This is a genomic window from Paenibacillus sp. B1-35, assembly GCF_050474385.1.
Lineage (GTDB): Bacteria > Bacillota > Bacilli > Paenibacillales > Paenibacillaceae > Paenibacillus_B > Paenibacillus_B alvei.
In genome coordinates this window covers 217,746-240,915 of record NZ_JBCHVJ010000006.1, presented here as the reverse complement: position 1 = coordinate 240,915, position 23,170 = coordinate 217,746, and the positions used below count along the sequence as shown (strand labels likewise).

The 23,170-nt window shown below is 47.2% G+C and carries 26 protein-coding genes, 1 pseudogene and 1 riboswitch; of the genes and pseudogenes, 24 read left to right on the top strand and 3 right to left on the bottom strand.

The features are described from left to right. Nucleotides 1–222: 222 nt before the first annotated feature. From ACQ5BJ_RS20275 to ACQ5BJ_RS20205, 15 genes are all read left to right on the top strand, one after another. A complete protein-coding gene (locus ACQ5BJ_RS20275; protein ID WP_005548516.1) occupies nt 223–753 on the top strand; it encodes a hypothetical protein in 531 nt (176 codons plus the stop codon). Nucleotides 754–841: 88 nt separating this feature from the next. Continuing rightward, the gene (locus tag ACQ5BJ_RS20270; protein ID WP_430112129.1) at nt 842–2,047 is read left to right on the top strand and encodes an MFS transporter; all 1,206 of its coding nucleotides are present in this window, start codon (nt 842–844) and stop codon (nt 2,045–2,047) included. 440 nt (nt 2,048–2,487) lie between these two features. Next, nucleotides 2,488–2,757 carry a hypothetical protein gene (locus tag ACQ5BJ_RS20265; protein WP_005548511.1) on the top strand — a complete coding sequence of 90 codons (270 nt, stop codon included), beginning with the start codon at nt 2,488–2,490 and terminating at the stop codon, nt 2,755–2,757. A 27-nt stretch (nt 2,758–2,784) separates the two neighbouring features. Beyond that, nucleotides 2,785–3,183 (top strand): spore coat protein, encoded by a 399-nt coding sequence (locus ACQ5BJ_RS20260; protein ID WP_005548509.1) that lies wholly within the window; start codon nt 2,785–2,787, stop codon nt 3,181–3,183. A gap of 263 nt (nt 3,184–3,446) precedes the next feature. Continuing rightward, entirely contained in the window at nt 3,447–3,947 is a 501-nt protein-coding gene (locus ACQ5BJ_RS20255; RefSeq protein WP_268599007.1) for an Lrp/AsnC family transcriptional regulator, read from the top strand. A gap of 13 nt (nt 3,948–3,960) precedes the next feature. Beyond that, nucleotides 3,961–5,169, top strand: a complete 1,209-nt coding sequence (locus ACQ5BJ_RS20250) for an aminotransferase class I/II-fold pyridoxal phosphate-dependent enzyme (RefSeq protein WP_005548505.1) — start codon at nt 3,961–3,963, stop codon at nt 5,167–5,169. A gap of 213 nt (nt 5,170–5,382) precedes the next feature. Next, nucleotides 5,383–5,577, top strand: a complete 195-nt coding sequence (locus ACQ5BJ_RS20245; RefSeq protein ID WP_306416469.1) for an aspartyl-phosphate phosphatase Spo0E family protein — start codon at nt 5,383–5,385, stop codon at nt 5,575–5,577. Between the two features lie 24 nt (nt 5,578–5,601). Then, on the top strand, nt 5,602–6,246 hold the full coding sequence (locus tag ACQ5BJ_RS20240) for a hypothetical protein (RefSeq protein ID WP_005548501.1): 645 nt from the start codon (nt 5,602–5,604) through the stop codon (nt 6,244–6,246). A 98-nt stretch (nt 6,247–6,344) separates the two neighbouring features. Further along, nucleotides 6,345–6,911, top strand: a complete 567-nt coding sequence (locus ACQ5BJ_RS20235) for a bifunctional adenosylcobinamide kinase/adenosylcobinamide-phosphate guanylyltransferase (RefSeq protein ID WP_005548500.1) — start codon at nt 6,345–6,347, stop codon at nt 6,909–6,911. A gap of 65 nt (nt 6,912–6,976) precedes the next feature. Then, entirely contained in the window at nt 6,977–7,561 is a 585-nt protein-coding gene (locus ACQ5BJ_RS20230; protein WP_005548499.1) for a cob(I)yrinic acid a,c-diamide adenosyltransferase, read from the top strand. After that, nucleotides 7,554–8,549: an RluA family pseudouridine synthase gene (locus ACQ5BJ_RS20225; RefSeq protein ID WP_005548498.1), complete on the top strand. Its 996-nt coding sequence runs from the start codon at nt 7,554–7,556 to the stop codon at nt 8,547–8,549. Before ACQ5BJ_RS20230 ends, ACQ5BJ_RS20225 begins: the two co-directional genes overlap by 8 nt. A 40-nt stretch (nt 8,550–8,589) precedes the next feature. Further along, nucleotides 8,590–8,964, top strand: a complete 375-nt coding sequence (locus ACQ5BJ_RS20220) for an arsenate reductase family protein (RefSeq protein WP_005548497.1) — start codon at nt 8,590–8,592, stop codon at nt 8,962–8,964. A 344-nt stretch (nt 8,965–9,308) separates the two neighbouring features. Then, nucleotides 9,309–10,013, top strand: a complete 705-nt coding sequence (locus tag ACQ5BJ_RS20215) for an MgtC/SapB family protein (protein ID WP_005548495.1) — start codon at nt 9,309–9,311, stop codon at nt 10,011–10,013. A 42-nt stretch (nt 10,014–10,055) separates the two neighbouring features. Beyond that, nucleotides 10,056–10,223 carry a hypothetical protein gene (locus ACQ5BJ_RS20210; RefSeq protein WP_268599003.1) on the top strand — a complete coding sequence of 56 codons (168 nt, stop codon included), beginning with the start codon at nt 10,056–10,058 and terminating at the stop codon, nt 10,221–10,223. Beyond that, nucleotides 10,198–11,088 (top strand): 5'-3' exonuclease, encoded by an 891-nt coding sequence (locus tag ACQ5BJ_RS20205; RefSeq protein ID WP_289356156.1) that lies wholly within the window; start codon nt 10,198–10,200, stop codon nt 11,086–11,088. Before ACQ5BJ_RS20210 ends, ACQ5BJ_RS20205 begins: the two co-directional genes overlap by 26 nt. 105 nt (nt 11,089–11,193) lie before the next feature. Here ACQ5BJ_RS20205 and ACQ5BJ_RS20200 read toward each other — a convergent pair whose 3' ends face one another. Then, nucleotides 11,194–11,490: a DUF3055 domain-containing protein gene (locus ACQ5BJ_RS20200; RefSeq protein WP_005548491.1), complete on the bottom strand. Its 297-nt coding sequence runs from the start codon at nt 11,488–11,490 to the stop codon at nt 11,194–11,196. A gap of 275 nt (nt 11,491–11,765) precedes the next feature. On the opposite strand from ACQ5BJ_RS20200, the gene ACQ5BJ_RS20195 reads away from it, so the two are divergent. Next, nucleotides 11,766–12,821: an HRDC domain-containing protein gene (locus ACQ5BJ_RS20195; protein ID WP_005548490.1), complete on the top strand. Its 1,056-nt coding sequence runs from the start codon at nt 11,766–11,768 to the stop codon at nt 12,819–12,821. 138 nt (nt 12,822–12,959) lie between these two features. Here ACQ5BJ_RS20195 and ACQ5BJ_RS20190 read toward each other — a convergent pair. Beyond that, nucleotides 12,960–14,054, bottom strand: a pseudogene (locus ACQ5BJ_RS20190) (LLM class flavin-dependent oxidoreductase). A 142-nt stretch (nt 14,055–14,196) separates the two neighbouring features. Between ACQ5BJ_RS20190 and ACQ5BJ_RS20185 the strand changes: the two are divergent. Beyond that, the gene (locus tag ACQ5BJ_RS20185) at nt 14,197–14,565 is read left to right on the top strand and encodes a winged helix-turn-helix transcriptional regulator (RefSeq protein ID WP_005548487.1); all 369 of its coding nucleotides are present in this window, start codon (nt 14,197–14,199) and stop codon (nt 14,563–14,565) included. 72 nt (nt 14,566–14,637) lie between these two features. Continuing rightward, the gene (locus ACQ5BJ_RS20180; protein WP_430112123.1) at nt 14,638–15,318 is read left to right on the top strand and encodes a VOC family protein; all 681 of its coding nucleotides are present in this window, start codon (nt 14,638–14,640) and stop codon (nt 15,316–15,318) included. 134 nt (nt 15,319–15,452) lie between these two features. On the opposite strand, the gene corA is transcribed toward ACQ5BJ_RS20180, so the two are convergent. Then, the gene (gene corA / locus ACQ5BJ_RS20175; protein ID WP_005548485.1) at nt 15,453–16,388 is read right to left on the bottom strand and encodes a magnesium/cobalt transporter CorA; all 936 of its coding nucleotides are present in this window, start codon (nt 16,386–16,388) and stop codon (nt 15,453–15,455) included. Nucleotides 16,389–16,937: 549 nt separating this feature from the next. After that, a riboswitch (SAM riboswitch) is annotated at nt 16,938–17,066 on the top strand. 164 nt (nt 17,067–17,230) lie between these two features. Between corA and metA the strand changes: the two genes are divergently transcribed. The 6 genes from metA (at nt 17,231) to ytxC (ending at nt 23,017) form a co-directional block, all read left to right on the top strand. Beyond that, nucleotides 17,231–18,175, top strand: coding sequence for a homoserine O-acetyltransferase MetA (gene metA / locus ACQ5BJ_RS20170; protein ID WP_268599000.1), 945 nt, complete (start codon nt 17,231–17,233; stop codon nt 18,173–18,175). Continuing rightward, the gene (locus ACQ5BJ_RS20165) at nt 18,172–19,365 is read left to right on the top strand and encodes an aminotransferase class I/II-fold pyridoxal phosphate-dependent enzyme (RefSeq protein WP_268598999.1); all 1,194 of its coding nucleotides are present in this window, start codon (nt 18,172–18,174) and stop codon (nt 19,363–19,365) included. Before metA ends, ACQ5BJ_RS20165 begins: the two co-directional genes overlap by 4 nt. Then, nucleotides 19,358–20,548: a trans-sulfuration enzyme family protein gene (locus tag ACQ5BJ_RS20160; RefSeq protein ID WP_005548482.1), complete on the top strand. Its 1,191-nt coding sequence runs from the start codon at nt 19,358–19,360 to the stop codon at nt 20,546–20,548. Before ACQ5BJ_RS20165 ends, ACQ5BJ_RS20160 begins: the two co-directional genes overlap by 8 nt. Before the next feature lie 43 nt (nt 20,549–20,591). Beyond that, nucleotides 20,592–20,750: a hypothetical protein gene (locus tag ACQ5BJ_RS20155; RefSeq protein ID WP_430112119.1), complete on the top strand. Its 159-nt coding sequence runs from the start codon at nt 20,592–20,594 to the stop codon at nt 20,748–20,750. Between the two features lie 20 nt (nt 20,751–20,770). Next, nucleotides 20,771–21,910, top strand: coding sequence for a cyclic dehypoxanthinyl futalosine synthase (mqnC, locus tag ACQ5BJ_RS20150; protein ID WP_430112259.1), 1,140 nt, complete (start codon nt 20,771–20,773; stop codon nt 21,908–21,910). Between the two features lie 183 nt (nt 21,911–22,093). Further along, nucleotides 22,094–23,017: a putative sporulation protein YtxC gene (gene ytxC, locus ACQ5BJ_RS20145; protein ID WP_005548477.1), complete on the top strand. Its 924-nt coding sequence runs from the start codon at nt 22,094–22,096 to the stop codon at nt 23,015–23,017. Nucleotides 23,018–23,170 lie beyond the last annotated feature (153 nt).

The window sequence follows — 23,170 nt, the reverse complement described above, 5'->3', positions numbered from 1 at the left end:
CTTGCATGAAGTACTTATGGGGAACACTGTTTGCATTGGCAGCGATATTTATTATTATCGGAATCGTGTATTGGGTGAACCTGTAGAAGCTGTTATCAGTAGTAGCAGCCAGGCACGGACGAGTATAACGATATTGAGTGAAGACATCTAAGATAACTGAGGGATGTGCTCTGCAAGCAATTGAAGGAGCCTTCTCATTTACGAAAGGCAGGTTGATAGGACATGAGTCAAATTTGTCCTTGGTGTGATACGGAAATTGTGTGGGATGAGGTGCTTGGTCCTGAAGAGGAGTGCCCACATTGCCACAATGAACTGAATGCTTATCGAACATTGAATGTAGATATTGAGCATGACCCCGATAAGCAGCATGGCGATCATGATGAGCACGAGCATGATCAGGAAGAAGCAGAAGAAAAAGGCTGGTCCAACTTCGGATGGGCAGAGGATGCTGCCATGTTCGGCGATTCAGATTCCTTGCGCTATCAAGAGGGAGTGGACAAGGCACTGCATGGACAAGCTGAAGTACCAGAATGTCCACAATGCAGAGAATATATGTTGCTGGCCGGCACAGAAACCATTAGCTCCAATCATTTTGAGCCGAATGTATCAGAATCGTTGAAGGAGCCAATTGTAACGGCGCCTTTCCGAATGAATGTATATGTGTGCACATCATGCTTCCAAGTATCAAAAGTATTGGCCGAACCGCATCGTGAGCCGTTGATGGAAGTCGTTCGCCGCGCGCAGTCAGAATAAAATATCATAAGACGCCTGCTTTAGGGCAACTTAAAAGCTGTAACGAAGAGGGCTATATGCCCGATTAAGCAAGGGAGGGGTTCCCTTCGTGACAGCGCGTCTTGACGCTCAATCGCTTTTGCTGTTGATCGTTTTTGGCCTCTTTTCGTTGGCGAATGCTCTATCCGGGGCATTCGTCAATGTTTTTCTATGGAAGGCAGCCTCCGATTACAGCTTAATCGGCTGGTTTGCGTTCAGTCAGCAAATATCCAGTGGATTGGTCTTCTATTTTGCCGGCAAGTGGGTAAAGGAAGGCAACAAAATGAATTGCTTGCGGCTTGGAATCGGATTAGCGGGAGCCTTCTATGCAGCTGTGCTTTGGCTCGGCAAAGGTGCTGTTGATTACATATGGCTGCTGGGATTCCTGCTAGGTGCAGCATTCGGGGCCTTTTGGCTTGCTTATAACGTGGTGTATTTTGAGGTAACAGACCCTGAAAATCGTGACCTATATAATGGCTGGGCCGGCCTAATTGGATCATGCTGCGGTATGGCTGCACCGTGGGCTTCCGGTTATCTGATCTCCAAGCTTGGCGATGGGATAGGTTATCGCATTATCTTTACCGTTTCGTTCGGGGTGTTTATTGGGGCAATTATTTTCAGCTTTTGGCTGCGCAAGCGTCCTCCTGAGGGGCATTATAACTGGACGCTGCCCTTTACAGAGTGGAAATCCACCGATAGTCCTTGGAGGCTCGCGCTGCCGGCGCTGGCTGCACAAGGTGTCAGGGATGGTGTCTTCGCTTTCTTAATTGGACTGGTGGTGTATATTGCGACGACAAACGAAATGAAGCTGGGGAATTACACGCTAATTACTTCAGCTGCTGCATTAGGCAGCTTCTATGTAATCGGTAAGATTATGCGCCCGGCCTTCCGTGCACCGGGTTTGTTTCTCGGAACAATTGCTATGGCACTTGCGGTCATTCCACTGTTTTTCCATGTTGGATATGGAAGTCTGTTGCTATTCGGTGTCATTACTTCTTTGTTCTCACCATTATTCGTTATCCCAATGACGTCGGTTACTTTCGACATTATGGGAGTAAATGAGCAGTCCGCATCACAGCGCGTCGAACTGACGGTATTGCGTGAATTTGGCCTGCTGATTGGGCGAATGGTGGGAGTTGCAGCCTATTTAGTTGTTGTTCAATGGAAAACGACAGATGCGGTAGTCGTTGCTTTTTTGACTGTCATTGGAGCGTTTCCGATTATCAGTGCAATATGTGTCCGAACATTAGTGAAAAATCATCCTCCGGGGAAATAAGTAAAGCCCTGCATGCTTCATAGAAGCAGTGGGGCTTTCATGTATTACATTCTCAAATAAGGATATGATGTCAATCTCGATTCACAACTTATCTCCTCGAATACCGAAATAGTCCAGCGTCTGGATGGGAACCACATTCAATCGTAACACCCACCTGCAACAATTCGCTTATCAGTTGAGGTTCGCAAGTATAAAATGCCGCTTCGTTTCCCAAATCAAAAAAGCGTTCTTGCCGTATCTTATGCAGATCCCCACTGTGTGTTGTCAGGGAGAATGTGCAATCCTTTTAGGCAATATAGGTTCCCAAGAACGCGATCCATATAGTAAATCCACGGGTTTTCCCCCTTATTCTGTATTTCCGGTTACATATTTCCCTGATATTGGGTTCATAATACATAGAGAACAACAACCTACAGACATGATGAAAGGAGTATGCTCAGATGCAATATGCTCAGCATAACCAACAGTCACATCAAGGCTCTATGAAGCCATTATCAGCGAAAGAATTAGAGTATATCGTTGACTCCATTTCCAATGAAGATTTGCTTATCAAGCAATGTGCGGCAACCGCTTCGATAGCGACTACTCCCGGCGTTCAACAGGCGCTGACACAAATGATCAATGTTCATCAGCAGCACATGAATGCATTGCTGCATACTCTACAGCAGCACGCACATTTGGCGCCAACCAGCCCGCAGCAATCTCAATAATAGAAGGAATGAAGGAGGAGCCGCAGTATGAATGGAGCTCAAAATAATCAATTCATGCAAGAAAAGGACTTGCTGTCTTCGATCTTGGCAGATTTGAAGCGAACCTCTCGCGAATATACAACAGGTGTTACGGAGGCTGCCTGTCCGGTGGTACGGCAGATGTTCACTGAGTTAACGCATAGCACGTTAACGCTGCAAGGTCAGCTGTTCACGATTATGGAACAAAATAATATGTATTCCGTAGCGTCACCTGCTTTGCGTCAAGAGATAAACAAGCTATTGAATGACAATCAACAGCTGCAAATGAAGTGCAATCAGTTCGTACAACAGAAGCTTGGCCAAGCGGGAGCGGGATATGGTCACTATCAGCAGCATGCTTATCCTTCCCAAGAGCATCACCAAGGGAACTATAACAATTACATGTAAAAAGGATAGAGGGCTGCTGAGCACATCGGCAGCCTTTTCTCTTGCTGAGGCAAACAATGCAAAGACCAACCAGTACAGCCGCAATTTCGCGTGGCCGTGGACCTTCAATTCCATTACGGCAACAGGTATCATAGTTGTAGGAGATAAAGCGGATTCATTGCGAAGACCACTGATTATTGGCACGAGGCTGTGAAAAGGTGTATCATATGTAGCATATTTACACTAAAATCGGCTTGCCGCTGCAGGCCGAGGGAGGAACGAATATGAAGGAATTGAGCGATTTTAATATTAGCATACTGAAATTGTTAAAAGAGGACGCGCGTCGTTCCCCGGCGCTCATCGCTACGATGCTAGGCGTGGACGAAGAGAAGGTACGCACTGCGATTACCGAGATGGAAGAGGAGCACGTCATTGTTAAATATGCAACGGTAGTGAATTGGAGCAAGGTTGACGACGAGACGGTTACGGCTCTCATTGAGGTTCAAATTACGCCTGAGCGCGGCCGCGGATTTGAGGGCATTGCTGAGCGGATTTATTTGTTCCCGCAAGTGAAATCCGTCTACTTAATGTCCGGTGCATATGATTTGCTTGTTGAGGTGGAAGGGAAGAACCTGCGTGAAGTGGCTTCCTTTGTATCCGACAAGCTGTCTCCGATTGAATCAGTTCTATCGACCAAAACTCACTTCATCCTGAAGAAGTATAAGCAGGATGGCATCATATATGAAGAGCGCGAGGATGATCATCGTCTCGTAATTACCCCGTGAAAGGTGATGTACCATGATTAAAGAAGAAGAGAAGCAAGCTGGCGTACGCTCTATGAGCGGCTACATTAATCCACTCGTGCGCGATATTGCCCCATCCGGTATTCGCAAGTTCTTCGATTTGGCTAATGCCAGCAAGGATATCATCACTTTAGGTGTTGGGGAACCGGATTTTTGCACGCCTTGGCATGTTCGTGAAGCTTGCGTATATTCATTGGAGCGCGGTCGTACGAAGTATACCTCTAATGCAGGGATGCTGGAGCTTCGCGAAGCGATCGCAGAATACTTAAACCATTCATTCCATGTGAAGTATGAACCGTCAGAGGAAGTGCTGGTAACGGTTGGCGGATCGGAGGCCATCGACTTGGCGCTGCGGACGTTGGTTGCGCCTGGCGACGAAATTTTAATACCAGAACCGTGCTATATCTCGTACTCACCAATCGTATCAATTGGCGGTGGTGTAGCGGTAGGAATTGAAACGCACGCTGAAAATCAATTCAAGCTGACAGCGGAGGCGTTAAAAGCCAAAATTACACCTAAGTCCAAGGTGCTGATTCTGTGCTATCCGAGCAATCCTACGGGCGGCATCATGACATATGAAGACTGGCTGCCAATAGCCAAGATTGTTGAAGAGCATGATCTGATCGTGATTTCAGATGAAATTTACGCGGAGTTAACGTATGATCAGAAGCATGTCAGCTTCGCTTCCATTCCGGGGATGAAGGACAGAACCGTGCTTGTCAGCGGCTTTTCCAAGGCATTTGCGATGACTGGCTGGCGTATGGGGTATGCATGCGGTCATCCGGAAATCATTGCTGCGATGATGAAAATTCATCAATATACCGTCATGTGTGCACCGATTATGGGACAAATTGCGGCACTTGAGGCACTGCGCAATGGTATGAGTGAGAAGGATCATATGATGGAGTCTTACAATCAGCGCAGACGTCTCGTTGTGAACGGCTTCCGCGAGATTGGGCTGGAATGCCATGAGCCGCAAGGGGCTTTCTATGCATTCCCATCCATTAAGTCTACAGGTCTTACTTCGGAACAATTTGCACATCGGCTGCTGTTCGAAGCTAAGGTTGCAGCCGTTCCCGGCGATGTGTTCGGTCTGGGAGGTGAGGGCCATATTCGCTGCTCTTATGCGACATCTGTTACGCAGTTGAATGAAGCTCTCGACCGTATGGGGCGTTTTCTCGACAAGATGAAGCAGGAAATGTGATTTTTATTCATAATCAACGAAAATGAACTAGTTTTCTTTCTTTTCCTCTGGTATAATATAACATGTCTCGCTCAACTGTTCCATGTTATGGAACAGTTGGAGATATCTAGGATACTCTAGTCAAGCCATGAAGGGAGGAAAGGTCGATTGTTTTGTTCGAACTATACATTGACGTCGTATCCGCATAGTTCAGTGAGAGAAGAAAGATCTCATTTGAGATGGTCGGGCAGAACAAGAAACGTTTCGTCCAAGCTTCTGGCGCTTGAGTATGAAATCCTTGTCCTTCGCAAGCAGATGGAGCAAATGTTTCAAGAGGAGCAATCCTTTACTGCGGAGACAGTGATTGAGATTAGCAGCATGTTGGATTTGAAAATTAATGAATACATGAAATCACAATTGATGAAATAGATGAAGCAAGTAGAAGGCTCCTACGTGGAGTCTTCTTTTTTTGCCTATGTTGTTTATGATATAGTGAAGGTTGGGATTAACTTAACAGATATCAGTGATGTGGGCTGCGTAGAGAGGGGACAGGCTATTATGCGTAATTGGGGATGGATCGGTGTTCTAGCGGTAATGCTTGTGCTTGTGAGTGGTTGTGGGGGGCCTAAGGCGGATGCAACGATTTTCATTATGACATCCTCGTCAGTACCTCCTGAAATGACCCAAGCGTTGCAGGATGATCTCAATAAGACGTTTGAAAATAAATTTACAGTCCAAGTGGTAGCTTCGCCGCTGTATAGCATTGAGAAGCTGTTCGTGGAATATGCGGCAGGGGAAAATAGTGTCATGATCATTCCGGAAGAGGATGCGAAGAGAATGGCTCCTCAGGGAGGACATGTGCCGATGGATAAATATTTCGATGCCAAAACATATCGCGAAGGCGTGTATGAAGGTTCCGTATATGAAGGGAAGAATGAACGTAAGGGAACTTTCTTATTCTCGCTGCCGGCTGAGCAGCTGCCAGGTCTGAACAAGCACGGCATTAAGGAGAAGGGGTTGTCTGTTACGATCCCTTCACGGACTCCAGATGAAGCCAGATCCGTAGAGATTATTAAGGCACTTGCCGCAAAGAAGTAAGTTAGAAAGCGGTGAATGGAAGAACATTGCGGATAGCGAAATCCAAGCAATCGTAGAGCATCAAGTTAAGACAGAATAGGTGAAAGGGGGGAGCGCTCGTGATCATTGGTGTAACAGGAAGCACCGGGAGCGGAAAAACATCATTTGCACTGCACTATGCAGCAACTTTCGGGCATGAAGGATTTTATATGAAAACCCAACATACACCGCCTCCGGATGAATTGCCTGCGCCACCCCATTTCACATGGCAGACCATAGATACGGAATATGCATTGCCAGAGGTTCTTCATCGGATTAATGAGCAATCGAATATGTTTCGAGCAGATCGGCGCGTGCTGGTTATTGACAGCGTTACTGCTTATTTATACGGTGCGCATAAGAAAATTATGGATGAACTGGGCAATAAACAGGATCATGCAGCATATACTGCACGGCTGACAGCTGCGCGAATGGAGCTGCAAGAGGCGTTGTTCATATTTCAAGGCAAGCTGTTCATTATTACGAATGAGCCGCCGGGATATACACCGTTTACCAATCAATTGGAAGTGGAATACATTGTGCAGCACGCTGCATTGAATCGTGAGCTGGTGAAGCGAAGCTCGCAATGGTTCCGCATGACATCAGGCATACCAGAGGACATTAGCGCAAAACGGAAGCGAAAGTAAACCTTGTGACGCGTGCAGGAGACTTGAAGCCCAAGATAGATCGGTAGTGAGGGGGGCATTTGCAAATGAAATTATATACGCGGACGGGAGATGAAGGAACGACCTCATTGATTGGAGGACGTGTACCGAAGGATCATCTGCGGGTAACGGCATATGGTGAACTCGATGAGTTGAATTCCTTCGTTGGATGGGCGATCACATGCTGTCGGAGAAGTGAGATGGAGATGTTGCGCGAGCAATTGTCCACGATCCAGCATGAGCTATTTGATTGTGGTGCAGATATTGCTTATGCAGAGAAGAAGCAAGGCAAGTTTATCTATAAAATACGATCCGAACAAGTGGAGCAACTGGAAAAATGGGTGGATGAGCACGAGGCTGCGAATGCGCCGATAACGAAGTTTATTTTGCCAGGGGGATCGGAAACGGCGGCGGCCCTGCATGTTTGTCGAACGGTATGCCGCCGAGCTGAACGGCAGCTTGTTACACTCTCACATCAAGAGACAGTTCACGTGGACGTGATGAAGTATGTGAATCGATTGTCAGATTATTTCTTCGCAGCAGCCCGCCGTGCCAATATGCTTATTGGTGTTCAGGATCAGGAATATGTGCGAAGTGCTGACGTGTTCGGGAAGAAGGAACAGCATGATTGAAGAACGAGAGCAGCAATCGGACACCTTGGCAGGGGAAGTAGCAGCTGAGCTGTCGTATGTAGTTCCTGAAGGGGAGGAAGGGATTCAGCTCCGCACTGTTCTTCGCTCAAGGATGAACTTATCCAGACGCTTGTTAAAGCGGCTTAAGACATTAGAGCAAGCGATAACGGTAAATGGCGGTACCGAATATAATGGCAGAGTGCTAACTGTGCGCGATAAGCTCCGTGCAGGTGATGTGATTCGTGTGGAGATTGCAGAAGACTATGTCGAGACGATAGAACCCGAACCGATCCCGATTCACATTGTGTATGAGGACGAGGATATTCTCGTGCTCAATAAGCAGGCAGGATTGGTTGTACATCCGACTAAGGGATATCCAAATGGAACACTGGCGAATGGGGTCGTTCATCATTGGCGCATGCGGGGGGAGCGTACCCGGTTTCGTCCGGCGAATCGGCTCGATCAAGATACCTCTGGTCTGCTTATTGTTGCCAAGCATGGACATGCGCATCATCAGCTAGCAGATCAGATGCAGAATAATGAGGTATGGAAGCAGTATGAAGCATTTGTGTTTGGCGTGCCTAAGGAGAAAGAAGGAACCGTGCGCGCGCCAATCGATCGAGATAAGGAGCAGCCGCACCTTCGTGTCGTAACGCCAGACGGTTACGACTCCATTACACATTACCATGTGCTGGAAACCTATCAAGGGCAAGCTTCACGTGTAAGCTGCCGTCTGGAAACGGGACGCACACATCAGATCCGGGTACATATGAAGCATATCGGATGTCCACTGCTCGGCGATAAGTTCTACGCGGATCCGAGCTTGGTAAATACTCCCCTGCTTCATGCGGTAGTCGAGCCATTAACACGGCATGCGCTGCATGCCTCTGAGCTGCGATTCAAGCACCCGATGAATGGGTCGGAGCTTCATTTCACGGCTGAGCTTCCTCCAGAATTAGTGGAGCTGCATGAACGGCTTCTAGGATAGGACGGTCATTCACAATTGAGGATAAGAAAGGAGAAAATGAATGATGAACGTTACGGTGTATCAATATGCAAAGTGCAGCACTTGCCGAAAAGCAGTGCAGTGGCTGAAGGGAAAGGGCTATGAGGTTACATTGATCCCAATCGTTGAGGAGCCGCCTAGCAGTGAGGAATTACGCAAGCTTGTAGCTAAAAGCGGCTTGGAATTGAAGAAGTTCTTTAATACGTCTGGCGAGGTATACAAGGAGATGCAGCTTAAAGACAAGCTCCCTGCGATGAGTGAGCAGGAGCAGTTGGATCTGCTGGCTTCGAATGGCAAGCTGATCAAACGTCCGATTGTCACAGATGGGAAGCGGGCTACGGTTGGCTTCAAGGAGGACATGTTTGCAGAAGCGTGGGGAACAGCTTCCATGCATTAAGTGAAATGCTTCGGTCATGTTAAGCCTCATGAACAAGTAAGATTCCACATGGAGCATTTAACTTACAAAGAAAGGGGAGGGGAATTGTTGGAAGGAAGTCCGAGCTATTCTAAACAATGGTTATGGAATCGTAAAGAGGACCCGTCCAACACTAACGGCCCTCCCATGTTTTGTTATGCCTTGATTCATCTTGCTTGGTATTAGCGTGAGGATACAGTAGGCTTATTTTGACATGCGAGTAATGTAGGTGTTGGATGCGGTAAGCTCCCTTTTTGCGAGGGGGCTTTTTTGCGTGCATTTTTCTACGGCAGTAGATGTGAATTTGAGGAAGAGGGTGAACGGGCATGATATTTTTGACTTTGGAAATGTTGATGAAGCTGTGCTTGGCACTATTATTTGGCTTGTTAATTGGACTCGACAGACAAATAAAGCAAAAACAGCTTGGCCTAAGACCAAGTATGGTTATATGCATAGCCAGCTGCTTGGTTACGATTGTTTCTATTGAGGCATTCGGGAAATTTGGCGGAACCAATCATCCGAATATGGATCCGATGCGCTTGGCTGCACAAATTATTAGCGGGGTTGGTTTTATTGGGGCGGGCGTTATTTTGCGCAGAAGCAATGAGGTAATATCTGGACTTACCTCTGCAGCGCTCATCTGGTCTGCATCGGCACTCGGTGTGGCGATTGGGGCCGGTTTCTATTTGGAGGCAACCTGTGGGGCAGCACTGCTGATTGCAGCTGTCAATCTTATTCCGAATGCAATTAAGATGATTGGGCCTGCAAGACTGAATCGGCATGATGTGTCGTTGAAGATCGTCGTAGAGTCCAACCACCAAATGACCGATCTAATTAAGAAAATTCAGCGCAAGGATCGGCCAGCTGCCGAAGAGTTTCATATCCGCCACTTTAAGCTGAAGGATTTGGATTCGGATCGTCAGCGAATCGACCTGGTTCTTTCTGTGCCGAGTCAGCAGTATCTGACGGAAATTTATTATTACATTAAGAACATCGAGCACGTAATCAGTGTGGAGATTGAGCAGCTTTAGCTCTAAGGATAGCTAACGGCTGTATGAAAGGAGAGGAAGACCGTGATTAAATTAAAAACTATCAATTTAGATGGGCAATCAAATGGTATGGATTCCGGGCTTGGCAGAAACCGTTATCTAGGTCATGGAGGAATTATGATATACTTGTCTTTAGGCATTGAAGCGAAAGGGGTTATCCATACCAATGGAAGTACAATTGAATGGGAATAAAGAGCAGCGCTTACTGCTCGTTGATGGAATGGCGCTCTTATTTCGCGCCTATTTCGCTACAGCATACGGCGGTTCGATTCGCCGAATGAAGGATGGAACACCAACAAATGCGGTGTATGGTTTCATGAGATATTTTTGGGATGCAGTTGAGCGGTTCGAGCCGACGCATATTGCTTGCTGCTGGGATCTCGGAAGTAAAACATTTCGTTCAGAGCAATTCACAGACTATAAAGCAAATCGTCCCGATTGTCCAGAAGATTTAGTGCCTCAATTTCAACTGATTCGGGATGTGATGGATGGATTCGGCATTCCTAATATATCGGCTGAAGGCTATGAGGCAGACGATTGTATCGGAACCTTGGCGCGCCTATTCCGTGAAGATATGCATGTGTATGTATTGACAGGCGATCATGATATGCTGCAACTGGTACATGACAAGACTACGGTTGTCATCATGAAGAAAGGGCACGGTAATTACGCAGTATACTCCCCGTTGTCACTGCTGGAAGAGAGACAGTTGACTCCAGAACAGGTTATTGATGTGAAGGGGCTTATGGGGGATACAGCGGATAATTATCCTGGCGTTCGAGGTATCGGTGAAAAAACTGCACATAAGCTGATTCAACAGTACAGCAGCATTGAAGGGATCTTGGAAAATTTATCGGAGCTGGCGAAGGGTGTGCGAACGAAGATTGAAGCAGACCTTGATATGCTTCACTTGTCGCGTCAGCTTGCACGCATTCAATGCGATGTGCCGGTGGAATGCAAGGTAGATGTATGTGTATTTGCACCAGAACGCGAATCTGTCAGCGAAATATTTGAACGGCTTGAAATGAAGAGTATGATTTCGTATGTTGGCTTGTAGTCAATGGTGTGCAGCGACTAAATGAAAGGGAGGGGCAACGGCTCCTCCCTTTTGGCATATTTGATCCGTATAAAGTGCAAGATACCGAAAATAATTGCGCAAGTCTTAATCTGTAAATTGTGCCTCGCCAATCACCATGTACAGGAAGCCGCGCAGCTCTTCTCCCTCTTCCTCAGACAAACGATAAAAAGATTCCAAGTATCCTTCTTCCTTGAGATCGTCCTGACCAAGTATTGCGGTTAGCCCGCTTTGTAAATCGGTAACGAGCTTCTTGCCGTAAAAACGGCCTGTTGATGTAATCGCGAGGTCAAAGCGGCGATAGCTGTGCCCAACGAAGGTGACGAAGCGAGTCGTTGTCGTCTCTGTGGTGTCTGACAAAAAATCAAGATCGTGCTTGCTCATTTGTTAGCCTCCCTTAACTGCTGTTCCAATAAGAATGACTTTATTATATAGTAGCGTCCAACATTTAGAAATAGAAATACAGGAATTGACACTTGTGAGAAGCATGCTATAATGGTAATAAATTCATAACTAGGACGAGGAAGCACCTCATTGCGATACGTATGTACGTATTGTGATGGGGTGCTTTCTTTTTTTGTCCGAGAAATGAATAGAAGAACACAGCAGTAGAGGATGTTAACTCATTATCGATCCTATTGACTAAGGAGGCGTAGTTAATGCAGATTGTATGGATGGCTAGGCTGGAGCGAATGAAGCTGGAAGGAGTTGATAAGGTTCTGGATAAGAGAGATTCGGGAGATGAGTCTCGTCAGTATAGTACATATGGATTAGTGACTGCAGGAGAGGATGAAGGGAAATGGATTGTCCTCTGGGAACCGGATGGGCAGCCGTCTGAAGTATGGTTTGAGGGAACAGTATGGGCGGAAATGCGTGCGGCGATGCGATGCGGATTGGCGCGTCTGCTCCATTCCGGGTATCGACTGTCGATAGGATTTGTACCGGAAGCTGATATACATGAGCGAAGAATGAAGGAGCGCAATGAGTGGATCGCTTGTTACGCGGATTTGTATGCTCGTTCCGAGGTGTATGAACAGCTTGCGAAATGGCGCAGGGATGTTGCGAGCAAGCTGCGGCGAGCTCCATACTGGATTGCGACTAATCGCATGCTCCGTATGGTTAGCGCTCTGCTACCGCAGACCTTAGAAGAACTGAAACAGCTCCCTGGATTTGGTGAGGCGAAGCTGAACGCCTATGGTGAAGATATTATTGCGATTGCCAAGCAATTCGAACGGACGACGACCTTTCCGCCGGATTGGATATCCACAGTTGTGTCACAAGAGGAGTTCGCGAAGTGGGTATATTCGGAATGGGAGTCGAAGCAGAACCAAGAGCTTTCCAAGCTTACAGATCGGCGCGTATTGCTAGAAGGACTGCAGCAGCAGCTTTCTATTGAGCAATTAATGGAGCGTCTACAGGTGGATCGGCGTGAATTGATCATGCGCATTGAGACGGTAGAGCGTGATGGCTACAATGTGAACAATCTGGCTGAATCAGAGCTCTGTTCGATGCCGGAAGAACAGAGAGCAGTCATTGAGCAGGCTTTTGCTGAACTGGGTGAAGAGTACTTGAAGCCAATTTATGTGCGGGCATTTGGCGAGGAAGCGCTGGATGGTTCCTATACTGAGGTGCAGGCGAACTATGAGCGTATTCGCCTCCTTCGGCTTCTCTATCGCAGTAGAGTGAGGAACAGTACCACGCAGGCAGCGAGCTGAGAGAGCGAATATCGCGTGTTTCAGGCGGCAATCGTTTGATGCTGGATATGTGTTGAATGGAATTACCGTTATGACTTGCAACACCCCGTTCCACAATTTAACATGGAACGGGGTGGATGTATTTTATATAGTTCCGATTCATTGGTGGATATGCGTGGTTGCTCGGCGAATGGCGGGTGCCACCTCAGCGGCCAACAGTTCGATGGCTGCAGCGACTTGTGAGAAAGGGAGGCCGCCGATATCTATCTGGGCAATAAAACGGTTATGGCCGAACAATTCATGCTGATGGAGTATCTTCTCGGTGATTTCTTGTGGGCTTCCTACAAAGAGGCCATGATTTGGAGCGGCAAGTTGCTCGAAGTCGCCAAGGGTTATGATGGACTCGCGGCCGCTGCGTCGCATGAAGTGCTTGCAGTAATTCGCGAAATAAGGATAGAATTCATCTCTTGCCTGCTGTGAGGTCTTGGCGACGTAACTGTGATCTGTTACGGCGATTTGGAGAGTTTGCGGGTTGTGGCCAGCCTTTACCCCTGCTTCTCGATATATTTCCACCAGCGGCTTGAATTTGGCGTATTCGCCCCCTAATATCGCAAGTGCCATATTCGCTCCCAATGTTCCGGCACGTTCGGCACTTTCTGGCGAACCGCCAACGCCGACCCAAATGGGCAGTGCCTGCTGCACTGGACGCGGTGCTATTTCGGCATCGTTAAGAGGCTTGTGAAGTCTGCCGTTCCAAGTAATGCGTTCTTTGTCGTTAAGTTGAAGCAGCAGTTCAATTTTCTCTGCGAACAATTTTTCGTAGTCTGCCTGATCGTAGCCGAACAAAGGAAACGATTCGACGAGCGCTCCTCAACCGGCGATAATTTCGGCCCGTCCGTTCGAAAGTAAATCAAGCGTGGCGTTATCTTCGAACACGAGCACAGGATCTGAACTGCCGAGCACCATGGTTGCGCTCGTCAACCGAATTTGCTCGGTGACGGAGGCAATTGCCCCCAAGACCACCGGTGTAGCGGATACAGCAAAATCCAGCCTATGGTGTTCGCCGACGCCGAACACATCGAGGCCCACCTCGTCAGCTAACTTGGTCGCGGCTACAATCTCCTCAAGACGTTGTCGCGGGCTGATGACGCGTTCGGTCAGCGGATCTTGAATGACGTCCCCAAATGTATACACCCCGATCTCGATACCGGAATGGCTCTTGCTATTTCGCGAGATGTTCTTCTTCAATCCCATTTCACCTCATATGATTTAGTTGAAACTATGCACTGGATTCTGTTCGTTGCAATTCGAATTATGATGTCTCTTGAGGAAATTGAAAAGTAGGCACTATAAAGTGGTATAGTATTGTTGAGGATACCATTGATGGGAAGGAATTGTGATTTTGGAAACAAAAGGGGAGTGTCCCGGAGCCAATTCCGCTATAGATGTTATTACGGGGAAATGGAAACCGAGAATCTTATATCGATTGTCGCAGTCTGATTCCGTGCGCTTTAATGAACTACGACGATTCATACCGGAAATAACGCAGAAAATGTTGACAGCTCACTTGCGAGAGCTTGAAGAGCATGGGGTTGTTAGTCGGGAAATATACCCTGAAGTACCGCCGCGAGTAGAATACTCGCTTACGGAATATGGACAAAGTATTATTCCGATCCTGCAATCGCTCCAGGATTGGGGAATGAATCACTTGTCTCGCTTGCAACAGAACCATGATGGATCGACTGGTACACGTACTCAAATGTAGTGATATGCTTTTTTTATAACAACTGGAACATAGATCGATTGTGATAGGAAACATGAGAGGGAGGGTGAATGCATGCGGATTGCGGAAATCACATTGCAGACGGATCGTCTCCATGAAATGAAGCAGTTTTATAGTGTGGTGTTGGAATTCCCGATTGAGGAAGAAACAACAGAGTCGTTCACTGTGCAAGCTGGACAATCGCGGCTAATCTTCCAGCAATCCTTTTCCAGTAAGGGATTTTATCATTTTGCATTTACGATTCCAGCGAACCAACTCGAAGAGGCAGGACAATGGGTTCAGCGTAAAGGTATTTCCTTGTACACGAAAGATATTAAAAACCAGTATTTTTTTGAAGATTGGAACGCAACGGCCTCTTACTTTTATGATCCTCAAGGCAACTTAGTTGAATTTATAGCGCATCACGCACTGCAAAATGCGGCACAGTCTCCTTTTGGAGCGCACAGCATGATTAGAATTAGCGAAATAGGTCTACCACTCTACCAATTTGAGAAAGGACTTGCGCGCATTTGTGAAGATTTTTCCTTACAGGTATGGCGAGGTGATGGCAAGCAATTTGCTGGAGTGGGTGACGAAGAAGGATTGTTCATCCTGATTGATATGACTCGTCCTTGGTTTCCTGACGGCAGAATGCCTGTTGTGGCTCCTGTAAAAGTCGTTATCGAAGGGAAAGCAAATCATTTCGTAGAGCTTTCCGGTTTGCCTTACCATCTTGGCAGCGCAACAGTCCATTGATAATGAGATAGGCTGCATGAACACTAAGTATAGTTAACTGCTTTGCTAGGAAAATGAGAATATCGATGCATAGAACAAATAAGGGGTGATTCCAAAGCCATCGTTCATGACTTTGGAATCACCCTCGCCAGTTGTTAGATCCAATCTTTTTTGCGGAATAAGTAGAACATAAAAATACCTAATGCAAGCATGAATCCGATCATATACAGGGAGCCATACTCCCAGTCCATAATCGGAATATATCCGAAGTTCATGCCGTAAATACCTGTAATGAGTGTTAGCGGCATGAATATGGTTGTAATGGCTGTGAAGACTCTCATAATATCGTTCGCGCGATTGGCTATGCTAAGCTGATACGATTCCCGCAAGTTTCCCATAAGGTCGCGGAATGTTTCGAATGTCTCTGATACCTTGACGGCATTTTCATAAATATCCTGGAAGTACTTCTGCAGGTCGTCGCCGATCAAGCGCAATTCCTTGCGGTACAGGACAAGAAGTACCTCTTTTTGAGGGCCAAGCCCCTTCTTCAGCCATAGAATTTCACTGCGCAAACTTATGATTTCATTCAGATGTTCTTTCTTTGTGCTCATAATGAGCTCTTCCTCAAGCTTGTCGATCTTCGCTTCAATACGATCCGCTACCGTGAAGTAGTTGTCTACGACCAAGTCAATGAGCAGGTAAAGCATAAGGTCTGGTGTGCTTGCTTGCTGCTCCCACAATACGGGCTTCACCATGCGGAGCTCATTAATCTTCTGCTTCGTTACAGTAATAATGAAATGCTTGCCGAGGAAAATGTTCAATGAGCGTAAAAAGATCTCTTCATCGTCAAAACGGATGCTGTTGAACACGATGAAGTAGTGACCTTCATAAATCTCAATTTTGGGGCGCTGTTCTTCTTCACTCATACAGTCCTCTACAGCTAAATCATGCATGTGGAACAACGGTTGTAGAATAGCTAGATCCTCAACGTCAGCATCGATCCAGTAAAAGCCGTTCTCTGGCGGTGTTAAGGTGACATTGATATCTTCCTCAGTCGTGAAGACGCCCTCATTGACCAGACGGATTTTCATTGCACTCACTCCTTGGCGCTGTCGCCATTGCGACATGCGCATCGTCTAATGTTAGCAGACGATTCGAACAAGGCTGGTGCAGCATGCGCAGTCCGTCGTTCGCGCACGTGATATAAGCCTAGGCACAATGCTGAGCTAGGTTCTCTTCGGAGGCACGAGTCCCGACAGAGGACTGCGAACTTGCCGCTGCCTGTCGAATCGTTATATTCGGTTGTACGTACGTACTACGGAACGACCTCGGGTCGCCATCCATCCGAACTCACCTCAACTTGAATAATTGTACGTGGCATTATGCACCATGCGTCTCGTTAGGGAACCATGAGCTCCCAGCTAATCATAGATGGTTAAGGCTTTGACGCACCTTGTTAAGTATAACGCTCGTACTTGATCCTTTCAAGACTAAATCCATTGGCGGAATTCGTCAGTAATTAGCCTATGCGATGGTGTTTGAATGGTGATTTTTTTTGTTGTGTTCACCCTCTTGACGAACAGCTTCTCTTTGCCGTACATTATTACCAAGGCCAAATCAAATGAATATTCATATAAGCAATCTTATCAAGAGTAGGTGGAGGGACAAGCCCGATGAAGCCCGGCAACCGGCAATGCACACGTATATTACGTGTGACGCACGGTGCTAATTCTTGCAGGACGATGGAAGTCGTTACTGACAGATGAGAGAGGCTCATGGGAACGTACAGCATGACCTTTCTCAAGTCGAGGAAGGTCTTTTTTGCGTCCTCCAATTAGTCAGCTAATGCAAGGCAGGCCGAGTTGCGGAATGGCTCTATGCATTATGTTAGCCATCACCGAGTACATTATCCAATTTCGAGGGGGAGAGCGTCATGCCGATTAAAATTCCGGATCATTTGCCGGCCAAAGAAATATTGACCCAGGAGAATATTTTCGTCATGGACGAAACGAGAGCCTATCATCAGGACATTCGTCCGCTGCGAATCATCATTCTCAACTTGATGCCGACGAAAGAAACGACGGAAACCCAATTGCTCCGATTGGTGGGCAATACGCCATTGCAAGTCGAGGTGACGCTTCTTCATCCAGCGAGCCATACATCCAAAAATACATCTGCTCAGCATTTATCTTCCTTCTACAAAACGTTTGAAGATATCGAGGGAGAGCAGTTTGACGGCATGATTATTACGGGAGCGCCTGTCGAACAGATGAAGTTCGAAGAGGTAAACTATTGGGAAGAGCTGTGCCGCATCATGGATTGGTCCAAGGAAAACGTTACTTCTACGTTCCATATTTGCTGGGCATCCCAAGCGGGTCTCTACCATCACTATGGCATCCCGAAATATGGGCTTGATCAGAAAATATTCGGTGTCTATGAGCACGTGCTGACCAAGGAAAATGTGAATCTGACACGAGGTTTTGATGAGATGTTCCTTGTCCCGCAATCCCGCCATACAGAGGTGCGGAAAGAGGATGTCGAGAAGGCTTCCGAGTTAGAAATATTAGCGGAATCGGAAGAAGCAGGTGTGTATTTGGTTGCGACACATGATGGAAAGCAAATTTTTGTGACCGGCCATTCCGAATATGATCCCTGTACCCTGAAATGGGAGTATGACCGCGATATCGCCAAAGGGATGGAGATGGACATTCCGAAAAACTATTTCCCGAACAACGATCCGTCCCGCAAGCCGTACTCCACTTGGCGTGCACATGCTAGCCTTCTTTTCTCCAATTGGCTGAACTACTACGTATACCAAGAAACACCTTACGAATTGGGCAAAGCCGTACCGCGCAAGGAAGGAGCTCATGAATTATGATCGAACGTAATGAAGAGAACTACCGCATCGAAAGTCAGCTAGCTCAAATTGGATCGGTTCATGAACCGAAGACTGGAGCTATTAATTTCCCTATTTATCAAGCGACCGCATTTAGGCATCCGAGACTTGGCCAAAGCACAGGGTTTGATTATATTCGAACGAAGAGCCCTACGCGGAGCGTGCTTGAGGAAGCGGCTGCAGGATTGGAGCAAGGGGATGCAGGATTTGCTTGCAGCTCGGGGATGGCTGCCTTGCAGACATTGTTTGCGATGTTCGGTCAAGGTGATCATCTGATCGTCTCCTTGGATCTGTATGGCGGAACATATCGTCTGCTGGAGCGGATTATGTCTCGCTTCGGCGTTACGGCTTCCTATGTAGATACGAATGACTTCGATGCGCTTGAGTCTGTTCGTACACCGCGGACCAAGGCTGTTTTCATAGAGACGCCTACCAACCCGCTGATGATGATTACAGATATTGAGAAGGTAGCGTCATGGGCAAAAGTGCATGGTATTCTTACTATCGTTGATAATACACTGCTAACACCATTTTTCCAGCGCCCGATTGAGCTCGGTGCAGATATTGTTGTTCATAGCGCAACGAAGTATTTAGGAGGGCACAATGATGTTCTCGCTGGTCTCATCGTGACAAAAGGCAAGCAGTTATCGGAGGAAATCGCCTTCCTGCACAATTCGATTGGCGCTGTGCTGAGCCCGTCAGACTCCTATCAATTGATGCGCGGCATGAAGACACTCGCTTTGCGCATGGAACGGCATCAATATAATGCGATTAGGATTGCAAATTGGCTTTTGGAACACCCTGCTATAGATACTGTATATTATCCTGCGCTTGAACAGCATCCAGGATACGAAATACAGCGGCGTCAATCAACAGGAAATACAGGGATTTTCTCCTTCCGTTTGAAGAATGCTGCCTATGTAGAACCGATTTTGCGCCACCTGAAGTTAATCGCCTTCGCGGAAAGCTTGGGTGGAGTAGAGTCGCTCATGACGTATCCGGCGGTACAGACTCATGCGGACATTCCGCAGGAAATTCGGGATCAGATTGGTGTTGATGATCGACTGCTCCGATTCTCGGTTGGAATTGAGCATGTTGAGGATCTGATTGCCGATTTGGAGCAAGCGATTCAAGCGGCTAGAGTAGAAGTGGAGGATAAGGGACATGAGTGAACACAATTCGATTCAATCATCGGATGACCATGCTGGCAAGCAATCGCGACGTTTTGCGACGAAGTTGATCCATTTTGGCGGCGAAATCGACGCTGGAACGGGAGCTTCAAGTGTGCCGATCTATCAAGCAACGACGTTCCATCATGAGGATATCTACAACCCTCCTCAATTTGACTACTCCCGTTCAGGAAATCCGACACGTGAGGCATTGGAGCAATATATCACTCTGCTGGAAGGCGGGACAAATGGCTTCGCCTTCGCATCAGGAATGGCGGCTATCTCTTCAACGTTTCTTTTACTGTCAGCAGGCGATCATGTCATCGTAACGGAAGACGTATATGGCGGGACTTATCGACTGTTGACTGCAATTTTAAATCGTTTGAACATTGAATCTACCTTCGTGGATATGACCGATATGGAGCAGGTGAAGGCAGCACTTCGTCCGAATACGAAAGCTGTCTATTTAGAGACGCCGTCCAATCCTACGCTTAAAATTACGGATATTGCAGAGATTACAGTATGGGCGAAGGAGCATGGACTGCTTACGATGCTTGATAATACCTTTATGACTCCATATCACCAGCGCCCGATCGAGCTGGGGGTTGATCTGGTTCTACATAGTGCGACCAAGTTCTTGGGCGGGCACAGCGATGTGCTCGCAGGTCTGGCCGTTACAGCGAATGAGAGCTTGGGTCGCCGTGTGAAGCAACTGCAAAATGGACTGGGCACCGTGCTTGGCGTACAGGACAGCTGGCTGCTGATGCGTGGAATGAAGACATTGGAAGCGCGTATGAATCATAGTGAGCAAAGTGCCCGTCGTCTTGCTCAGTGGCTAAGCGAACGATCGGATATTGCTGCCGTTTATTACCCAGGCTTGGCGAATCACCCTCGCCGTGAAGTGCATGAGAAGCAGTCTCAAGGATACGGAGCAGTGGTGTCGTTCGATGTTGGTTCAGATGAGCGGGCGATGAAAGTGTTGAATAAAGTGTCAATCCCGCTTGTTGCAGTTAGTCTTGGTGCAGTTGAAAGCATCCTGTCTTACCCTGCAATGATGTCTCACGCAGCTATGCCGCGTGACGTCCGCCTGCAGCGCGGGATTACGGACGGGTTGCTTCGCTTCTCTGTAGGCCTTGAACATGTCGAGGATCTGATTGCCGATCTGGAGCAGGCGTTGTTATCATGATCCAATCTACCAGCACCCTTCTCTTGGGAGGGTGCTGTTTTTTATGGGCAAGTTATGTTACGATTATTTAGTGAAGCTGCTTCTTTGGACCGATACAATGGACAGCATTGATGCTGAAGCGGCGTATGCAATAATCCTTACAATTCAACCCTGCCATGCGCAGGGCTACTTCGCTTTATATACGAGCATTAAGGCATTTTGAGAGGGGAAGTGACTGTGACGATGTCACCGATAGACCGCATTTTGGACAAAGCGCTTCGTGGCGAACGAATCAATACAGACGAATGCGTGACCTTGTTCGAATCTGATCAGATCGAGAAAATGGGGGCAGCAGCCGACCAAATCATGAAGAAATGGCATCCGGATCCGATTGCTACATTTGTAATTGGGCGTAATGTCAACTATACGAACATCTGTGATACGTATTGCAGATTTTGCGCCTTTTATCGTGCCCCTGGCTCGAAAGAAGGATATGTGCTCCCAGATGAGGTTATATTTCAAAAAATTCAGGAAACGATAGATGTAGAAGGTACGGAAATTTTGATGCAAGGCGGCACAAATCCAGAGCTTCCGTTCAGCTACTATACGAATCTGCTTCGAGAAATTAAGAAGCGGTTCCCGAATATTACGATGCATTCCTTCTCTCCTGCAGAAATTATGAAGATGAAGGAAGTGTCAGGCGGATTGTCTTTGGAAGAAGTGATCCGTCAAATCCATGAAGCAGGTCTCGATTCGCTGCCAGGCGGCGGCGCTGAAATATTGGATGACCGCACTCGCCGGAAGATCAGCCGCCTGAAAGGCTCTTGGCGTGATTGGATGGATGTAATGCAAACGGCTCATAAGGTCGGCATGAACACAACAGGCACAATGGTTATTGGCTTCGGAGAGTTGCTTGAAGAGCGTGCGCTTCACTTGGAGCGTATTCGCACGGCCCAAGATGAATGCATGCAGAACGGCTATCCTTCCAAGGGTTTCCTTGCGTTCATTCCGTGGACATTCCAACCGGATAATACGAATATGAAGGCAGAGCGTGTATCGCCTGAGGAATATTTGAAGACCCTTGCAATCAGCCGCCTGTTCTTGGATAATATTCCGAATTTCCAAGCATCGTGGGTAACGATGGGGCCGGAAATTGGCAAGAAGACACTCAGCTTCGGCTGCAATGACTTCGGCAGCACGATGATTGAGGAGAATGTCGTATCAGCTGCCGGTGCAACGCATAAGGTCAATATTGGAAGCACACTGCAGCTTATTCGCGAGGCGGGGAAGATTCCTGCGCAGCGTGATACGACATACAATATTTTGCGCGTGTTTGATGATGAGCATGCAACGGTAACCAAAGATTTTGTCATGCAAAATTAGGCGTCAACTATAAAATAGAACGGAGCACCTGTTAGGCCTTCCACTTGGAAGGCAGCAGGTGCTTTTTTATTTTTGATCGTGTTTTCATAAGGATTGCGATCGTCCTCTGTTTTCCAGATTCGTCTTCGTATATCTCCATTCATGACCCCATATACTTAAGAAGGAACAGAAAGGAGTGGGCTCATGGAGTTATTCACGATCTCGTTGCCGCTGCGATCCGAATATGACGCAGTAACGTTGACCGACTTGCTGCAGCAGGAGCTGAGCGATTTACATAAACAGCCGAATGGCGTGGAATTCCAACAATGGTCTGAAGGGCAGACGGCTTGGATTACTTGCCGGGGCATCTTGCCTGGTTTTCAACTTTCTACACAAGGACAAGATGTATGGAATAAGGCTGCTAAGGCGGTAGCGGAATTTATTTTGTCTCATAAAGAGAGGCTGCTTCTTGCTTCATTAATTGAAAAGGATTCGAAATACAATGAGGTGGAACGTCGAAAAATTGAGGAGTACTGCCAGCAGTTGCTCAATGGCGGGGATGAATCGGGGTCAAGTGAGTCCAGGCGGAGACGCAAGGGCAAGTTAACTCGGGCATTGCGTCGTTATTTGGAGGATCATACAGATCTTAACGTTGAAGGGTTCATTCAGTTCCGCTTGCGTCATTATTTGTCTGAGCTGCGTGAAGTGGTCGATTATGCCATTGATGAATATGTGCTTGAGCGGCAGTATCAAGAGTTCATTGGACTATTGAAATACTTCGTATTCATTCAGGAGACGAAAATCCCGCTCGCCCACTTGATGCACAAGGGCGGACATGAGTTTACACTCCTAGACGAAGATCTTCAGCCGCTTGAGCCCAAGCATGTGATGAATGGCATGGTCGTGGAAATGATCGATTATGATATGGAGATGGAGGATATGATTGTGAGCACGCTCATCAATGTATCCCCACAAAACATTATCATTCACACGAGGGAGCCGGATTCGCAGGTCATTAAAACGATTCAGCAAATATTCGAGTCAAGGGTGCATGTATGTGTACTGTGCAATTCCTGTCATGCTGCGCTAGGCGGGGACGGTTGGCATTCGCGAGACTCTTGTACATAAGATGTGCAGGAGGGACAGTCCAAGCTTATCTCTGCGGCATTCTCGTCTGAAGGCAATCGGAATAACTTGACCACCTTGCGAAGATCGCATATAATATGCGGTATTGAGTAATCAATAGCATACACTATGCGATGACAAAGACATGAATAACGG

Excerpts from the sequence above, each read along its gene's own strand:
- ACQ5BJ_RS20275 (WP_005548516.1), top strand. The coding sequence starts at position 223 with ATGAGTCAAATTTGTCCTTGGTGTGATACGGAAATTGTGTGGGATGAG.
- ACQ5BJ_RS20265 (WP_005548511.1), top strand. The coding sequence starts at position 2,488 with ATGCAATATGCTCAGCATAACCAACAGTCACATCAAGGCTCTATGAAG.
- ACQ5BJ_RS20260 (WP_005548509.1), top strand. The coding sequence starts at position 2,785 with ATGAATGGAGCTCAAAATAATCAATTCATGCAAGAAAAGGACTTGCTG.
- ACQ5BJ_RS20255 (WP_268599007.1), top strand. The coding sequence starts at position 3,447 with ATGAAGGAATTGAGCGATTTTAATATTAGCATACTGAAATTGTTAAAA.
- ACQ5BJ_RS20250 (WP_005548505.1), top strand. The coding sequence starts at position 3,961 with ATGATTAAAGAAGAAGAGAAGCAAGCTGGCGTACGCTCTATGAGCGGC.
- ACQ5BJ_RS20230 (WP_005548499.1), top strand. The coding sequence starts at position 6,977 with ATGAAATTATATACGCGGACGGGAGATGAAGGAACGACCTCATTGATT.
- ACQ5BJ_RS20225 (WP_005548498.1), top strand. The coding sequence starts at position 7,554 with ATGATTGAAGAACGAGAGCAGCAATCGGACACCTTGGCAGGGGAAGTA.
- ACQ5BJ_RS20220 (WP_005548497.1), top strand. The coding sequence starts at position 8,590 with ATGATGAACGTTACGGTGTATCAATATGCAAAGTGCAGCACTTGCCGA.
- ACQ5BJ_RS20215 (WP_005548495.1), top strand. The coding sequence starts at position 9,309 with ATGATATTTTTGACTTTGGAAATGTTGATGAAGCTGTGCTTGGCACTA.
- ACQ5BJ_RS20205 (WP_289356156.1), top strand. The coding sequence starts at position 10,198 with ATGGAAGTACAATTGAATGGGAATAAAGAGCAGCGCTTACTGCTCGTT.
- ACQ5BJ_RS20200 (WP_005548491.1), bottom strand. The coding sequence starts at position 11,490 with ATGAGCAAGCACGATCTTGATTTTTTGTCAGACACCACAGAGACGACA.
- ACQ5BJ_RS20195 (WP_005548490.1), top strand. The coding sequence starts at position 11,766 with ATGCAGATTGTATGGATGGCTAGGCTGGAGCGAATGAAGCTGGAAGGA.
- ACQ5BJ_RS20180 (WP_430112123.1), top strand. The coding sequence starts at position 14,638 with ATGCGGATTGCGGAAATCACATTGCAGACGGATCGTCTCCATGAAATG.
- corA (WP_005548485.1), bottom strand. The coding sequence starts at position 16,388 with ATGAAAATCCGTCTGGTCAATGAGGGCGTCTTCACGACTGAGGAAGAT.
- metA (WP_268599000.1), top strand. The coding sequence starts at position 17,231 with ATGCCGATTAAAATTCCGGATCATTTGCCGGCCAAAGAAATATTGACC.
- ACQ5BJ_RS20165 (WP_268598999.1), top strand. The coding sequence starts at position 18,172 with ATGATCGAACGTAATGAAGAGAACTACCGCATCGAAAGTCAGCTAGCT.
- ACQ5BJ_RS20160 (WP_005548482.1), top strand. The coding sequence starts at position 19,358 with ATGAGTGAACACAATTCGATTCAATCATCGGATGACCATGCTGGCAAG.
- ACQ5BJ_RS20155 (WP_430112119.1), top strand. The coding sequence starts at position 20,592 with ATGGGCAAGTTATGTTACGATTATTTAGTGAAGCTGCTTCTTTGGACC.
- mqnC (WP_430112259.1), top strand. The coding sequence starts at position 20,771 with ATGTCACCGATAGACCGCATTTTGGACAAAGCGCTTCGTGGCGAACGA.
- ytxC (WP_005548477.1), top strand. The coding sequence starts at position 22,094 with ATGGAGTTATTCACGATCTCGTTGCCGCTGCGATCCGAATATGACGCA.